Source organism: Nocardia sp. 852002-20019_SCH5090214 (assembly GCF_001665865.1).
Classification (GTDB): Bacteria; Actinomycetota; Actinomycetes; order Mycobacteriales; family Mycobacteriaceae; genus Nocardia; species Nocardia nova.
The window spans coordinates 1-13,322 of the sequence record NZ_LZMK01000117.1 but is presented as its reverse complement, the minus strand read 5'-3'; the positions used below and the strand labels follow the sequence as shown (position 1 = coordinate 13,322).

General features: G+C 70.0%; 16 protein-coding genes. 10 read left to right on the top strand and 6 right to left on the bottom strand.

Annotated elements, in window-relative coordinates; genetic code table 11:
- Positions 1–103: 103 nt before the first annotated feature.
- From A5780_RS09560 to A5780_RS09545, 4 genes are read left to right on the top strand one after another with little or no spacing between them, the layout of a single operon-like run.
- On the top strand, positions 104–850 hold the full coding sequence (locus tag A5780_RS09560) for a hypothetical protein (RefSeq protein ID WP_064902360.1): 747 nt from the start codon (positions 104–106) through the stop codon (positions 848–850).
- A gap of 40 nt (positions 851–890) precedes the next feature.
- Positions 891–1,163, top strand: coding sequence for a hypothetical protein (locus A5780_RS09555; RefSeq protein WP_030516981.1), 273 nt, complete (start codon positions 891–893; stop codon positions 1,161–1,163).
- Entirely contained in the window at positions 1,160–1,567 is a 408-nt protein-coding gene (locus A5780_RS09550; RefSeq protein WP_036508401.1) for a hypothetical protein, read from the top strand. Before A5780_RS09555 ends, A5780_RS09550 begins: the two co-directional genes overlap by 4 nt.
- Positions 1,568–1,616: 49 nt before the next feature.
- Entirely contained in the window at positions 1,617–2,159 is a 543-nt protein-coding gene (locus tag A5780_RS09545) for a hypothetical protein (protein ID WP_030516979.1), read from the top strand.
- A gap of 4 nt (positions 2,160–2,163) precedes the next feature.
- Here A5780_RS09545 and A5780_RS09540 read toward each other — a convergent pair whose 3' ends face one another.
- Positions 2,164–3,105, bottom strand: coding sequence for a LysR family transcriptional regulator (locus A5780_RS09540; RefSeq protein WP_064908242.1), 942 nt, complete (start codon positions 3,103–3,105; stop codon positions 2,164–2,166).
- 100 nt (positions 3,106–3,205) lie between these two features.
- Between A5780_RS09540 and A5780_RS09535 the strand changes: the two genes are divergently transcribed.
- Genes A5780_RS09535 through A5780_RS09525 form a run of 3 tightly spaced genes read left to right on the top strand, consistent with a single transcriptional unit; the run spans position 3,206 to position 4,950 of the window.
- On the top strand, positions 3,206–4,309 hold the full coding sequence (locus tag A5780_RS09535; protein WP_064908241.1) for a zinc-binding alcohol dehydrogenase family protein: 1,104 nt from the start codon (positions 3,206–3,208) through the stop codon (positions 4,307–4,309).
- Positions 4,310–4,336: 27 nt separating this feature from the next.
- The gene (locus A5780_RS09530) at positions 4,337–4,630 is read left to right on the top strand and encodes a hypothetical protein (RefSeq protein WP_051043657.1); all 294 of its coding nucleotides are present in this window, start codon (positions 4,337–4,339) and stop codon (positions 4,628–4,630) included.
- Positions 4,627–4,950 carry a CopG family transcriptional regulator gene (locus A5780_RS09525; protein ID WP_156769432.1) on the top strand — a complete coding sequence of 108 codons (324 nt, stop codon included), beginning with the start codon at positions 4,627–4,629 and terminating at the stop codon, positions 4,948–4,950. The genes A5780_RS09530 and A5780_RS09525 overlap by 4 nt, the downstream gene beginning before the upstream one ends.
- 6 nt (positions 4,951–4,956) lie before the next feature.
- Here the strand turns inward: A5780_RS09525 and A5780_RS09520 are convergent, their stop codons facing one another.
- Together A5780_RS09520 and A5780_RS09515 are read right to left on the bottom strand one after the other, a co-directional pair.
- Positions 4,957–6,420 (bottom strand): hypothetical protein, encoded by a 1,464-nt coding sequence (locus tag A5780_RS09520; protein ID WP_064908240.1) that lies wholly within the window; start codon positions 6,418–6,420, stop codon positions 4,957–4,959.
- Complete coding sequence (locus tag A5780_RS09515) at positions 6,417–7,937, bottom strand: hypothetical protein (protein ID WP_064908239.1); 1,521 nt, start codon at positions 7,935–7,937, stop codon at positions 6,417–6,419. The genes A5780_RS09520 and A5780_RS09515 overlap by 4 nt, the downstream gene beginning before the upstream one ends.
- Positions 7,938–8,113: 176 nt before the next feature.
- Here A5780_RS09515 and A5780_RS09510 point away from each other — a divergent pair, with 176 nt between their 5' ends.
- The 3 genes from A5780_RS09510 to A5780_RS09500 all read left to right on the top strand — a co-directional run bounded on the left by A5780_RS09510 (position 8,114) and on the right by A5780_RS09500 (position 10,628).
- Positions 8,114–8,557 carry a MarR family winged helix-turn-helix transcriptional regulator gene (locus tag A5780_RS09510; RefSeq protein WP_063016168.1) on the top strand — a complete coding sequence of 148 codons (444 nt, stop codon included), beginning with the start codon at positions 8,114–8,116 and terminating at the stop codon, positions 8,555–8,557.
- A gap of 107 nt (positions 8,558–8,664) precedes the next feature.
- The gene (locus tag A5780_RS09505; protein ID WP_064908238.1) at positions 8,665–9,228 is read left to right on the top strand and encodes an isochorismatase family protein; all 564 of its coding nucleotides are present in this window, start codon (positions 8,665–8,667) and stop codon (positions 9,226–9,228) included.
- Positions 9,225–10,628, top strand: coding sequence for an MFS transporter (locus A5780_RS09500; protein WP_064908237.1), 1,404 nt, complete (start codon positions 9,225–9,227; stop codon positions 10,626–10,628). Before A5780_RS09505 ends, A5780_RS09500 begins: the two co-directional genes overlap by 4 nt.
- A 1-nt stretch (position 10,629) precedes the next feature.
- Here A5780_RS09500 and A5780_RS09495 read toward each other — a convergent pair whose 3' ends face one another.
- Genes A5780_RS09495 through A5780_RS09485 form a run of 3 tightly spaced genes read right to left on the bottom strand, consistent with a single transcriptional unit; the run spans position 10,630 to position 13,200 of the window.
- The gene (locus A5780_RS09495; RefSeq protein WP_064908236.1) at positions 10,630–11,586 is read right to left on the bottom strand and encodes an SRPBCC family protein; all 957 of its coding nucleotides are present in this window, start codon (positions 11,584–11,586) and stop codon (positions 10,630–10,632) included.
- Entirely contained in the window at positions 11,579–11,941 is a 363-nt protein-coding gene (locus A5780_RS09490; RefSeq protein WP_064908235.1) for a helix-turn-helix transcriptional regulator, read from the bottom strand. Before A5780_RS09490 ends, A5780_RS09495 begins: the two co-directional genes overlap by 8 nt.
- 47 nt (positions 11,942–11,988) lie before the next feature.
- Positions 11,989–13,200, bottom strand: a complete 1,212-nt coding sequence (locus A5780_RS09485) for a TerC/Alx family metal homeostasis membrane protein (protein ID WP_064908260.1) — start codon at positions 13,198–13,200, stop codon at positions 11,989–11,991.
- Between the last annotated feature and the right edge of the window lie 122 nt (positions 13,201–13,322).

Genomic DNA, 13,322 nt, shown 5'->3' with positions numbered 1-13,322 from the left:
CGGCCCGGCGCTGGCATTAGTGGATTGAAGCGAGATAGGCTCCGGGGGATTGTCGAAGGAGCCGAGTGGCCGGATCGGTCGCTCTCGTCGAAAGGGGTCCGCCGTGTCGGTGCCGGCCGCGGTGAAATCCGAGATCCAGACCATCGGGGGCGCGTTCATGTTCTCCCGCGAGGCCAAGGCATTCGGTGCCACCACCGGCGTGGACGGCTTCATCGGCCCGTATACGCGCGGCCGCGGCGGGGTGCTCGGCGAGGTGGATGCCGATGTGGTGACCGCGGCGTTCGGGTTCTTCGAGCCGGAAACCGTTCGGGTGGCCTGGGATTCGGTGGCGATGGCGCCCGCGCAGGCCGCGGCCGGATATCTGGCGGCGTGCCAGGGTTTCGGTCGCCGCAAACTCGCCGGATTCGACGGCTGCGACCGGTTGGCCGAATTGCTGCGGGTGGTGACCGATGCCGCCGATGTGGCGGGGGTGAGCCTGTTCGCGGGCTGGCGGGCGTTGCCGCTCGCCGACGATGCCGCCGGTCGGGTGTTGCAGTTGATCCATTGTCTGCGTGAGCTGCGGGGCGGCCTGCATCTGATGGCGGTGCGGGCCAGTGGGCTGTCGCCGTTCGAGGCGGTGCTGATCGGTGGCTCGCCGCGTACCGACGGGCCCACCCAGGCGCGGCTGTTCGGGTGGGGTGAACGGGTCGACGTCACCGAGGTGAGCTCGGCGATGCGGCAGCGCTGGGATGCGGCCGAGGCGCTGACCGACGAGCTGATCGCCCCGGCCTTCGCGGCGTTGGACGACACGGCGGGCAAGGAGCTGGTCGAGCTGCTGCGCGGAGCGCAGGCCACCGTCTTCGCGCGGTAGTCGCCGCCGTCCGGGCGCCATACTGCCGTAAGCTATTGGTATGGCGGAGACGAAGAAGGTGACGATCTCGGTCCCCAAGGATGATGTGTCCACCTTGGAGCGCTGGAAGGCGTCGGGGCGGATCGACAATCTGTCCGCCTACGTGTCGGCCGCGTTGCGGGATCGGATGGATCGCGATATTTCGCTGGATGCCATCGAGTCCAGTTTCGGTGGCGTGCCGCCGCTCGAGCTGGTGAATCAGGCCCGGCGTGTGCAGGGCCTGCCGCCGCTGTCGGCGGAGGATCTGGATCGGCGAAGCGCCGGCGCCGCGTGAGCCCGGCCGCACTGGGCGGCGTGGTGTTCGACACCGCCGCCGTGGTGGGCTGGACGCGGCGGCTGCCGTACGTGCACGCGGTGGCATGGGCGACGGCGGAGGCCGGTCATACCATCGTGGTGCCCGCGGCGGTGGCGGCGGCGGGGCAGGCGCTGATCCGGCCGGATCGGCTCGATATTCTCGCGGTGTTGCTGGAGCTGCCGCACACCGTGGTGACCGGACTGGACACCGGCGCGGCCTCCCGGGTGGCGGCGTTGCTGGCCGGACGTTCCGATGCCGATGGGCTGGTGGCCGCCGGACACGCCGCCAGTGAGGCGGTCTCTCGCAATTGGCCGTGTTTGACCGCTCGGCCGGATATGTTGCGACGCATCGACCATCAGGTGCTGGTCGATCCGCTGCCCTGACCGACCGCGGCCGCGGCTGCCGTGCGACGACGAGGAGAGGACCGCGACCATGTCAACGGCCCTGAGCCCCCGGATTTCCCGGCTGCGCCAGCTGATCGATCATCCCGCGACCGGTGCCGCCGAACGCGAGGCCGCCCAGCGCATGCTCGACCGCATCCTGGCCAAGCATCCGCAGGCGGCGGGACCGCGGGGCGATCGTGATTACGGTCCCCGCTATCACCGGGTCGGGCGGCACGCCACGTTGGCGAGCATTGCCGAAATGATCAGTCAGGACATCGTTTTCGCGCAGATCTTCAGCATGCCGCAGCATCGTGCGGAGCTCGCCGAACGTTCGCCGATCCGGGACGCTCCCATCGAGATCTCCTACTCGGTCGCCACCCCGTACGTCGGCAAGATCATCGTCACCATCGAGGGTGTGCCGCGGGAGTGGGGTTGGGTCAGCGACTGCGGCATCGACAATCCGAGCCCGGCGCTGCAGGAGCTGGCCGACGAACTGGCCGAGATCATGAACGCCTACAACCACGACGGCAGCGATATCGGCAAACGCTTCTTCGCGTGTGTGCGGGTGCCCGAGCGGACCCTGATCTGGTGACCGGCTAGCCCGGCGCCCGGGCGGTCCCGTGTGCGAAAGGTGTTGCGGCGCTGCGTAACGCCTCGATCACGGCCGCGTTCGGCGGGGTGAGCGGGGCCGGTGTGCGGACCAGCGACAGGCGGCGCAGTTCGGTGGCGGCGCGGGCGTGGGAGCCGGTGACGACGCGCAGCGTGATCACCTCCGGCGGCAGCGCCGGGAACAGGCCCGAGGGGACGGTGGTCACGCCGCAGCCGGCGGCGACGAGGGCGAGTTTGGCGAGCCAGTCGCGGGCGCGGTGTGCGATGTGGGGGCGGCCGGGCAACCCCGGCCACACTCCCAGCAGCGGTTCGGTGGTGGCGGCGGGGCTCGCGATCCACGGGGCGTCGACGAGTTCGTCGACGGTGACGGTGGTGCGCCCGGCGAAGCGGCCGGTGGCGGGGGCGGCGACGAGCAGTTCCACCTCGCCGAGTTGTTCGACGATCAGCCGCGGTAGTTCGGTGTCGGGTGGCCGGTGCGGCGGCCGCGAGGTGATCACGGCGAGATCGAGGCTGCCGGCGCGGATGGCGCGGACCAGCGCCGGCGGGGTGCCCTCGCGGGTGGACACCTCGAGTGCGGGGTGGGTGCGTCGCAGCGCGGCCAGCGCGGTGGGTACGAGTACCGCGCCCGCGCTGATGAGGCTGCCCAGCCGTACCCGCTGGACGAGATCGCGGTCGTCGAGGTCGCGTCGCGCGGCCTCCAGCGCGTCCAGCACGACCCGTGCGTGGCGCAGCAGCGTCAGCCCGGCCGGGGTGAGGTGGACGCCGGTGCGGTGGCGTTCGAACAGGGGTTTTCCGGCCTCGCGTTCGAGGGCCGCGGCTTGGCGTGAGATGCCGGATTGGGTATAGCCGAGGGCGGCGGCCGCGGCGGTGAACGATCCGCGTTCGGCGACCTCGGCCAGCACCCGCAGTCCGGCCGGTGACAGATCCATGACTGTCCGGCATACCAGATATGCCGGACTTTCGCTGGTGGCATGGCCGGATCGCGTCCTACGTTGGCGAAGAAGAGATTCGGAACCGGAGGAGTGGGCGATGCGTGCGGCGATGTTGGAACAGTTCGGGCAGCCGTTGACGGTGACGACTGTGCCCGATCCGGTGGCCGGGCCGGGTGAGGTCCTGGTGGATGTGCTCGCTACCTGTGTCTTGCCGTATGCGGCAGAGGTTTTCGGCGGTGTGCGCAACTATCCGCTGGAGCCGCCGGTGATTCCGGGAATGGGCGGGGTCGGGCGGGTGGTGTCGGCCGGTCCGGATGCGACCCGGCTGCGGCCCGGGGACCTGGTGTGGTGTGATCCGACGGTGCGTTCCCGCGACGACGCGCGCACTCCCGACATCACGTTGCAGGGCTGGAGTTCGCGTGGTCCGGGCGGGCTGCGATTGTCGCGGTACTTTCATCACGGGTCGTTCGCGGAGCGCATGGTCGTGCCGACGGAGAACGCCGTGCCGCTCGGTGACGTCGACGGCGAGGACGTGGCCGGCTGGGCGTCGCTGGCGGTGCCGCTGGTGCCGTACGGGGGTCTGCTGGCGGCGGATCTGCGTGCCGGGGAAACATTGCTGGTGAGCGGGGCGACCGGCAATTTCGGGGGTGCGGCGGTGGCGGTGGGGCTTGCCATGGGCGCGAGCCGGGTAGTGGCTCCCGGCCGCAACCGCGCGGCTGCGACCCGGTTGCGGGACCTGTTCGGAGACCGTGTGCGCCCGGTCGAGCTGACCGGCGACGCGGAGGTGGATCGGCAGGCGATGGTGGCCGCGGGCGGGGGACCGGTGGATGTGGTGCTCGATATTCTGCCGCCCGCGGCGGACACGCGCGTGGTGCGGACCGCGGCGATGACGGTGCGGGAGTTCGGGCGCGTCGTGCTCATGGGCGGGGTGGGGATGCTCGGCGGATCCGATCTGGCGCTGCCGTATCCGTGGCTGATGCGCAACAGTGTGACGGTGCGGGGTCAGTGGATGTGCCCGCGCACCGCTGTTTCGGGGTTGATCGAGCTGGTGCGGTGCGGGCTGCTCGATCTCTCTGTGGAAACGGTCACCACGTTCGGATTGGACGACGTCGCGGCGGCGGTCGAGCACGCCGCGGCCCATCCCGCGGCGTTCGATCGCACGGTGGTGCTGCCGCAGCGACGCTCACCACTGCCGAGGTAGGTAATACGCGGGTATTATGGTGGCTGCGTGGAGTACGCATGGTGGATCGGAATCCACTCGTTCCTGGCTCGTGCCGAGGTGGCGCCCTGGGAGGTGATGGAGGTGCTGTATTCGTCGCGGCGCTGGCCGCGCCCGGCCCGCACCCCGGAAGGGTTGCCCGTCACGACCGTGTGGGGCCGCACCGACGCGGGCCGTCCACTGGTGGTGATGCTGCGGATGCGGCCGTCGCCGGAGTCGGCCGGCACCTGGGAGATCGTGATGGCCGCGCAGATGCGCCCGCAGCAGCTCGAGGAATACACCGCATGGGAGGCGAACCGATGACCGACAAGCACATCTTCGAACCGAAGCCCGGCGCCGACCCGCAGGCGGTCGTGGACGGTTTGGTGTTCGACGACTCCGCCGCGTCGCCCGCGCTGCCGCCGACCGGCGAGGAGATCGAACGCGGGATGGTCACCACCTCCTTGAAACTGCCGAAGGATCTGCGTGACCGGATCCGGGAGGCGGCCGCCGAACACTGCATCACCCCCTCGATGCTGATTCGCCAGTACATCGAGATGGGGTTGCTCGCCGAACAACCCGGCCGGATGATCCCGCTGTCGGATGCGATCCGGGTGCTGAGCAGTCTGCGTCCCTCGGCCTGAGCCCGGTTACCCGAGTTCGGTGGCGGCCCACAGGTCGTAACCGTGACCGCCGGCCTCGGGCGGGCCCGCCACGATGCGGTGGGTGCGCGTGCCGTCGGGTCCGCGTTCGGCGCGCAGGAACAAGTCGCCGGGGTGCGCCTCGGCGTGGCGGGTGCGCGCGTAGTCGTAGAGGTGGGTGACGAACACGACCTTCACTCCGGCCTCGGTGAGCGCCCGCAGCAGGGGCCCGGCGATACGGCCGGCGTCGCGTTCGCCGGTGGAGGCGAACGCCTCGTTGCACAGCAGCAGCCCGCGCGGCCCGATCCGGTCGATCACCGCGTTCATCCGGACCAGTTCGTCGGCGAGTTTGCCGTAGGACAGGGTGTGGTCCTCGTCGCCGACGAAATGGGTGAACACTCCGTCGCGGACGTCGGCGGCGAATTCCTCGGCGAGGACGAACATTCCGGCCTGCATCATCAGCTGCGCGGCGCCGAGGCTGCGCAGGAACGTGGATTTGCCGCCGTTGTTGGCGCCGGTGACGATCAGCAGCGATCGCCCGTCAGCGGCGAGGTCGCTGCCCGCCACGCTCGCGGGTTCCGGGCCCAGCGCCAGGGTGATGTCGCGCAGCCCGCGGCAGCGCAGCCGCGTCGTGCCGGACGGGTGGGGGTGCGGCAGGCAGTAGGGGATCGCGATGCGGTCGAGGCGCTCTCGCAGGATCAGGCAGCCGAGGTAGAAGGCGGTCTCTTCGCGTAACCGCAGGAAGAAGGCGTGCAGCCGGTCGGCGGTAGCGGCGACCACGTCCGCGAGTTCTGCCAGCGCGTGGTCCTTCAGCTGCATCACCGGATCGGCCTCGGCATCGCCGTCGGCGATCGCTTCGAAAACGCTTGTGCTGCGGGGGAATCCGAATCGTGGCCGGCGTGCGGGTGGCCGGTGGACCACGACATCGGTGATCTTGTTGCCGGTGCCCAGGCCCGCCTCGATGTCGACGCCGTGGTCGAAGCGCAGCACGCTCAGCTCGTCGCGCACCGCTCGCAGGTAGGTGTCGTCGAACTGTTTCGTCGTCGCGATCAGGTCGGTCCAGCCCGCGGCGGTGAGGCGGTCGCCGTCGCGTTCGAGCAGGGTGCGCAGCCGGCGCAGCTGCTCGAGCTGTGCGGTGAACGGTGGCAGGGTCAGAACCAGTGTGCCGTTGGCGCGCCGGCGTGCCGCCGATGTCCAGCGCCGCACCGACGTCGCGGCGGCGGCGATGTCGTGGACGGCGCGCACGAGGTCGGGGTGGGCGCAGCAGTCGGTGAGCACGGCGTGGCGGTGTGTGATCACGGCCGGATCCGCCGGGGTCGCGGTGATGACTGCCCGGACCGTGTCGGCGATCGCCGGGTCGCGCTCGGCGATGGTGTCGATCAGTGCGGAGATGCCCAGATCCGCGACAGCGGTGTCGCCGAGCGCGGCCGGTGCGGGTGCGGTGTCGGCGGGGAACAGCAGCCGGACCCTCATCGCGCCAGCCTCGCGGCCACCGCGTGGTAGCCGAGTCCGTAGCGTTGGGCGAGTTCGGTGGCGTAGGCGTTGCCGTCGGCGGGGCGGCGCACGATGCGGTAGGTGCGGTGTGCTCGGTCGGCCGGGTCGGTCGATGCCACCATCGACACCACCTCGGGTCCGGCGTCGGCGAGGTCGTCGAAGAAGCTCACCCACACCCCCCAGGCGCCGAGCCGCACGATGTGGGCCAGGACCTCGCCGGCGATGCGCGCGCCGTCGTGTGTGGTGGTCGTGGAGAAACTCTCGTTGAGCACGACCAGGGTGTCCGCGCTCGTGGTCCGCAGGATTTCGCGCATGGAGCGCAGGTCCGCCAGCAGCCTTCCGTCCGGGTCGCCGGCGTGTTCGGCGCGTTCGAAGTGGGTGTGGATGCGATCGGGCAGCGGCAGCCGCGCCGCCTGCGCGGGGACCGGGCCGCCGAGCGCGGCGAAGTACACCAGTTGCCCGATCGCGCGCGCGAAGGTCGTCTTCCCGCCCTGATTGGGGCCGGTCACCACCGTCATTCGTTCCGGGGGTTCGAGGCGGAAATCGTTGCACACCAGCGGGTTCGGTGAGCGGGTAGCGAGGGCGAGGTCGTAGGCGCACTCGGCGTGGATCGGTTCGCCGGGTGCGGCGATCTCGGGCAGGCACAGACTGCGGCCGGTGCCGGCGGCGCGGTGGGCGAACCGGCGGTAGCGCAGATAGAACTGCATGCCTCGATCGAATTCGGTCACCTCGGGGGCGATGAAATCTCGATGGCGGGTGGCGAATTCGGCCAGTCGCTCGAACGGCGCCGGGTACAGGTCGGCGACCCGGTCGAGGATATGTTCCTCGGTCTGGTTCATGTCCGGCCACTCCGGTTGCGGGTGTGGGTCGCGGCGGTGTGGTGCGCCGAAGCGGGCGAGCAGTCGCGTCACGGCGGCGGTGTAGTCGGGTGCGGGGCGTGCGGGGCTCACCTCGAGGGTGCGGTCGACGATCCGCAGCCGGTACCGCACGCGGGCCAGCGCGGCTCGTACGGTGTCGATGTCGTGGGCCAGTGTGCGCAGATCCGCACCGGCGCAATAGGTGTCGAGGTAAGTGCGCCACCGCAGCAGTGCCCGCGATCGCAGTGGCAGCCGTGCGGTCGCCGCGTGCAGTGCGGTGACCGCGGCCACGTAGCCGGCGGCGGCGTCGAGGTGGGCGCGGTGGCGTTGATGCCGGTGATACAGCTCGCCGGCGATGCGCAGCCGGCGCCGCACCCGCCACATGGCGATCACGAATTCCTCTGCGGCGGCGTATGTTTCGTGGTCGTCGAGGTCGGTGAACACCTCGTGGCGGAATCGGACGGTGTCGGGGTCGCGGACGGGGCGGCGCAGCAGGGCGGTGAGGTCGTGGTCGTCGGTATCGCCGACGATCGCGGCGAGCAGCGGTTCGATTTCCAGGTCGGTCAGCGCGTCCTCGCCGACTTCGACGGTCGCGACGCGCTCGGCCGGCACCGGCCACAACACACTGACGGTTTCCATCCCCACCCACTTCCCGCGCCGGCCGGATCGAGTAAACGACCCGGTAGGGGGCTTTTCGGTCAGGCTAGCGACATTACTTACCGGCCGTCAAGTAATCACACTCGGCGAAGGCCGAGTCGCATCCGAATGTATACAGCCAGCTGTACAGTTAGCTTAGTAAATGATACGGTGGAGTCGTGTCCGGAAAGCCTGCGCCCACCCCCGCCGCGGTGGCGGCCGATCTGCGTGTCGCCGTCAGCCGGCTGCTGCGGCAGCTGCGCGCTCAGGCCGAGGGCAGCGACCTCACCAAATCTCAGAGCTCGGTCCTCATCCGCCTCGAACAGGGCGGGCCCGCCACGGCCACCCAACTGGCCCACGCGGCGGGAATGCGCCCGCAGTCGATGGCGAAAATCGTTCGCGCGCTGGAAGAGGCGGGTCTCATCGCGGGCACACCCGATCCGGCCGACGGCCGCAAAACCGTCCTGGACCTGACCGAGGCCGCCCGCGACGAATTCCGCACCGGCCGCCGCGCGAAAGAGGACTGGCTCACCCGCGTCATCGAGGCCGAATTCACCGACGCCGAAATCCGGCAACTCGCCGATGCGGTCGGGCTGCTCGACCGCATCGGCCGGGCCGGCTGATCCAAGCGCCCACAACCGAAATCCGCGACCCGGCCACCGGGTTCGCGCGATCCGGCGCGCGCCGACCCCGGTGCGTCCGAAACCGCACGCCAGCAAAGGAATTCGTCATGCCCGTCACCACCCTGGACCCGGCCACCGCCCTCATCGTGATCGATCTGCAGCAGGGCATCGTCGGCCGGCCGCTGGCGCATCCGGTCGAACCCGTGATCACGCGCGCGGCCACACTCGCGCACGCCTTCCGCGACCGGGACCTGCCGGTCGCGCTCGTCAACGTCGCCGGCACCCCGCCCGGGCGCACCGACGCCGGCGCGATGACCATGACCGATCTGCCGCCGGACTGGACCGCCCTCGTTCCCGAGATGGCGCCGCAGCCCGGCGACATCCAGGTCACCAAGCACGCCCGCAGCGCCTTCGCCGGCACCGGGCTCGCCGACCGGTTGCGTGCCGACGGCGTCACGCAGGTGGTGGTCGTGGGCATCGCCACCGGCGCCGGCGTCGAATCGACCGCCCGCGACGCCCATGAACAGGGTTTCCACGTCACGCTGCCGGTCGATGCGATGACCGATTCCGACGCCGAACGCCACGAACACAGCATCGCCCACATCTTCGGCCGCATCGCCGAAACCGGAACCACCGACGACGTGCTACGGACATTGGCGGCCCGCTCGTGACAGCCGCCCCCGCCGACACCGCGCCCGCCCGCAGCGACCCGTTCACCGTCCGCTTTGTCGGGCCGCTGCTGCTGGGCTCGACCCTCAATCCGATCAACACCTCCACCATCGCCACCGCCCTCGTCGGCATCGGCGTCGACTTCCACCGGGGCCCCGGCACCACCGCCGTGCTCATCTCGGTGCTGTATCTGTGCAGCGCCGTCGCCCAGCCCACCATGGGCAAACTCGCCACGCTGTTCGGGCCGCGCCGGGTGTTCACCGGCGGGTTGATCATCCTCATCGCCGCCGGCGTGATCGGCGCCGCCGCACCGGCATTCGGGTTCCTGGTGGTGTCGCGCGCGCTCATCGGGATCGGCACCTCGGCGGCGTTTCCCACCGCGATGGCGCTGGTGCGGCGGCGCGCCGACGACGCCGGGACGGGGGTGCCGGCGCGAGTGCTGGGCAACTTCTCGATCGCCGCGCAGGTCACCTCCGTGGTGGGGCTGCCGCTGGGTGGTCTGCTGGCGGGTGTGTTCGGTTGGCGCGCAATATTTTTCGTCAACATCCCGCTCGCGCTGGTCGCGCTGGTGGCGACGGCGACCGGGGTGCCGAAGGATGCACCGCGCGACCGCGATCAGGGGTCGCTGCCGGCCGCGGTCGACCTCGTCGGCATCGGCCTGTTCGCCGGCGCCGTGATCGGCATGCTGAGGTTTCTGTCGGATCTGCGCTCACCGCTGTGGTGGTTGCTGCCGGTGACGCTGGGACTGGTCGCCGCGCTGGTGGCGTGGGAGTTGCGGGCCCGCAGTCCGCTCATCGATGTGCGGATGCTGACCCGCAACGGCGGCCTGTTGCGCACGTATCTGCGGCAGGCGGTGGTGTCGCTGGGCAGCTACACCGCCCTCTACGGGACCAGTCAGTGGATGGAACAGGCCGCCCACTACAGCGCCTCCCAGGTGGGGTTGATCCTGCTGCCGCTGTCGGCGATCAGCATCGTCATCGCGCGGATGGTGTCCAATCGCGGCTGGGTGCGGGTGCCGCTGACCGCGAGCGGTGCGGCGTTGATCGCGACCGGGCTGGTCATGGCCGTGATCACGCACAACTCGCCGGTGATCGTGCTGATCGCGATGTCGCTGCTGTTCGGCGTGGCCGGCGGCGCCAGTGGGTTCGCCAACCAGGCCGCGCTGTATGTGCAAGCGCCCGCCCGGCAGGTCGCGGTGGCGTCGGGGTTGTATCGCACCTTCGCCTATATGGGGGCGATCTTCTCCTCCAGCCTGATCACGCTCACCTTCGGTTCGGCCACCACCGATGCCGGGCTGCACGACATCGCCTGGGTGATCGTTGCCCTCGGTGTCCTCGTCGCGCTGATGACGGTGCTGGACACCACGATTCCGGCCCGCACCGGCCGCACGCCCGCGCGGTGACTCAGCTGTAGGTGGCGGTCAGTTCGGTGACCCGCTGCTCGGGCCACGGGCACCGAATCTCGCCCTGGGTCGCGGCGAAGAACAGTTCGATATGCACCTGCCAGGCGGCCAGCAGTCCGGCGCGGTGCTCGGCGAGCCGTTGGGGCAGGGTGTGGGTGAAATCGACCCGGGTGCCCAGTCGCGGATCGGCGATGATCTCCCACCGCGCCCGTCCCGCCGGCTGCCCGTCCACCGACACCTCGTATTCCAGCAGCCGCGGCGGATCGAATGCGGTGACCGGTCCCGGCTCGATCGCCGGGTTGGTCGCGCGCGCCGGTGGTAGCGCGCCGACGCGCAGGGGGTGGTCCTCGATCAGGATCGCCCAGATCGTGTCCGCGGGCCGCCACACCAGGTCCCGCGAAAACCGCAGCACCACATCGGATTCGGGGCCCACGCCGGGTTCGGCGCTGCCGCGGGCCAGCCCGAACTTCTCGGCGTAGGCTTCGGCCCGGGCCAGCCATCCGGCTCTCGGGTCCTCATCTTCGGCGCGGTCGTCGAGTGCGGCGGCCAGGCTGGTCAGGCAGCCGTCCCATCCGGCGGCGGTGCGGGCGGCGCCCAGGCGGCCGGCCGGGCCGTCGCCGAGCGCGTGGGTGAACACCAGCCGGCAACCGTCGCCGTCGGCGATCAACTCGAATCGCAGCACATCCCGGTTCCAGCGGAACATGAACACCTTCGGCGGATCGACCTCGAGGACCTCTCCGTCCCAGGTGTCCTCGATCGGGGCTTCGTCGTCGAAGACGAATCGCATCGGCGCGCCGGGGCGCAGGTCGGTTTGCACCGTAGCCGGAAACCACGCCTTCATCTGCTCGGGATCGCTGATCGCCCGCCACACTCGTTCCCGGGGATGGGCGAAGCGGCGCTCGAACCGCAACGTGGGCGTGCCGTCGATCGTGGTCAGTTCGGCGGACGGGTCACTCATCGTCATCACTCCTTGCGGTCTCGGCTTCGGTGAGGGTGGTGCTGTCGTCGGCGGCCAGGACGTCGAGGTGGCGGGCCAGCGCGTCGAGGCTGGTGTCCCACAGCTGCCGGTAGGGGGCCAGCCACAGGTCGATCTCGGTGAGCGGCTGGGGTCGCAGCCGGTACCAGCGCCGTTGCGCGTCCTGGCGGACCTCGACCAGGCCGGCGCCGCGCAGGATCTTCAGGTGTTTCGATACCGTCGGTTGTGCCAGGCGCAGTTCGGTGACCAGTTCGCCGACCAGGTGTTCGCGCCGGCGCAGCAGGTCGAGGATTTCGCGGCGCCGCGGTTCGGCCAGCGCCTCGAACGTAGATGCCATATCGGCAATATAGCCGAAACGGAATATAAAGGGGAGGGGTTCGACGGTCACATCCGCAGGGGCAGGCCCGCGCGGATGCGCTCCATGCGGTCCTCGTGCACGACGTGCGCGCGGTCCAGAAGCGTGGTCAGGTCCTCGGCGCGGAACCGGTGCACAAATTTGTCCGGCAGCCCGGCCATGGTCCGTTCCGCTGCCAGCATCCGCCCGTAGGTGTGTTCGCGCACGGCCTGATCGGCCTCGTAGCCCAGATCGAGGTACCGGGTGGCGTAGCGGCGCGCCCCGGCGACCGCGGTCTGCGCGCGCCCGGCCGGGCTCCACAGCGAGACCACCACCGTCACAACGAGTATCGCGACGATCACGACCAGCGACCACACGGTGGGAATCTCGGCCACCGGCACCGGATCGCCGTCGTTGACGAACGGCACGCTGTTGTGATGCAGCGCGTGCAGAATCAGCTTCACGCCGATGAAGCCGAGGACGGCGGCCAGCCCGAAACCCAGATAGATCAACCGGTCCAGCAGCCCCTCGAGCAGGAAGAACAACTGCCGCAACCCCAAAAGCGAGAACGCGGTGGCGGTGAACACCAGGAATACGTTCTCGGTGAGGCCGAAGATCGCTGGAATCGAATCGAGGGCGAACAGCACATCGGTGCCGCCGATCGCGATCATCGCCGACACCATCGGCGTCAACCGGCGCCGACCGTCCACGATCGTGGTCATCGCGTCACTGTCGTAGGAGTCGGTGGTGCGCAACAGTTTCCGGGTCGCGCGCACCACCAGCCCGTCGCCGGAGTGGGTGTCCTCGCTCTCGGGACGCAGCATATTGCCCGCGGTCACCAGCAGCACCCCGCCGAACAGGTAGAACACCCACGCGAAACGGTTGATCAGCGTCGCTCCGAGGAAGATGAATCCGGTGCGCGCCAGCAGCGAGATCACGATCCCCACCAGCAGCACCTTCTGCTGGGCGGCCGCGGGCACCCGGAAGGCGGTGAAGATCACCAGGAAGATGAACAGATTGTCCACCGACAACGCCTTCTCGGTGATGTAGCCGGCGAAGTACTCGACCCCCATCTCGGAACCGCCCAGACCCCACACCACGAACCCGAACGCCACCGCCACACCGATATAGGCCGCCGACCACGCCGCCGACTCGCCCAGGGTCGGCGAATGCGCGCGACGCACGTGGAAGACGAAGTCGAACACCAGTAAGACGACGATCAGCGCCAGCGCACCGGCCCACGCCAGCAGCGGAACGGTCACGGCGGCCTCCTGTGCCCGAGTGGTCTCGGGTGACTGTAGCGTCCGCGGCCGAACGACCGCCCGAACCGGCATGGTCCCCGGACGTGCGGATGCCCCGCGCACCACCGCCGGTTGTCTCTTAT

What these genes read in the sequence shown, in the direction of transcription:
- A5780_RS09555 (WP_030516981.1), top strand. Translation starts at nt 891, where the DNA reads ATGGCGGAGACGAAGAAGGTGACGATCTCGGTCCCCAAGGATGATGTG.
- A5780_RS09545 (WP_030516979.1), top strand. Translation starts at nt 1,617, where the DNA reads ATGTCAACGGCCCTGAGCCCCCGGATTTCCCGGCTGCGCCAGCTGATC.
- A5780_RS09540 (WP_064908242.1), bottom strand. Translation starts at nt 3,105, where the DNA reads ATGGATCTGTCACCGGCCGGACTGCGGGTGCTGGCCGAGGTCGCCGAA.
- A5780_RS09535 (WP_064908241.1), top strand. Translation starts at nt 3,206, where the DNA reads ATGCGTGCGGCGATGTTGGAACAGTTCGGGCAGCCGTTGACGGTGACG.
- A5780_RS09525 (WP_156769432.1), top strand. Translation starts at nt 4,627, where the DNA reads ATGACCGACAAGCACATCTTCGAACCGAAGCCCGGCGCCGACCCGCAG.
- A5780_RS09520 (WP_064908240.1), bottom strand. Translation starts at nt 6,420, where the DNA reads ATGAGGGTCCGGCTGCTGTTCCCCGCCGACACCGCACCCGCACCGGCC.
- A5780_RS09515 (WP_064908239.1), bottom strand. Translation starts at nt 7,937, where the DNA reads ATGGAAACCGTCAGTGTGTTGTGGCCGGTGCCGGCCGAGCGCGTCGCG.
- A5780_RS09505 (WP_064908238.1), top strand. Translation starts at nt 8,665, where the DNA reads ATGCCCGTCACCACCCTGGACCCGGCCACCGCCCTCATCGTGATCGAT.
- A5780_RS09495 (WP_064908236.1), bottom strand. Translation starts at nt 11,586, where the DNA reads ATGAGTGACCCGTCCGCCGAACTGACCACGATCGACGGCACGCCCACG.
- A5780_RS09490 (WP_064908235.1), bottom strand. Translation starts at nt 11,941, where the DNA reads ATGGCATCTACGTTCGAGGCGCTGGCCGAACCGCGGCGCCGCGAAATC.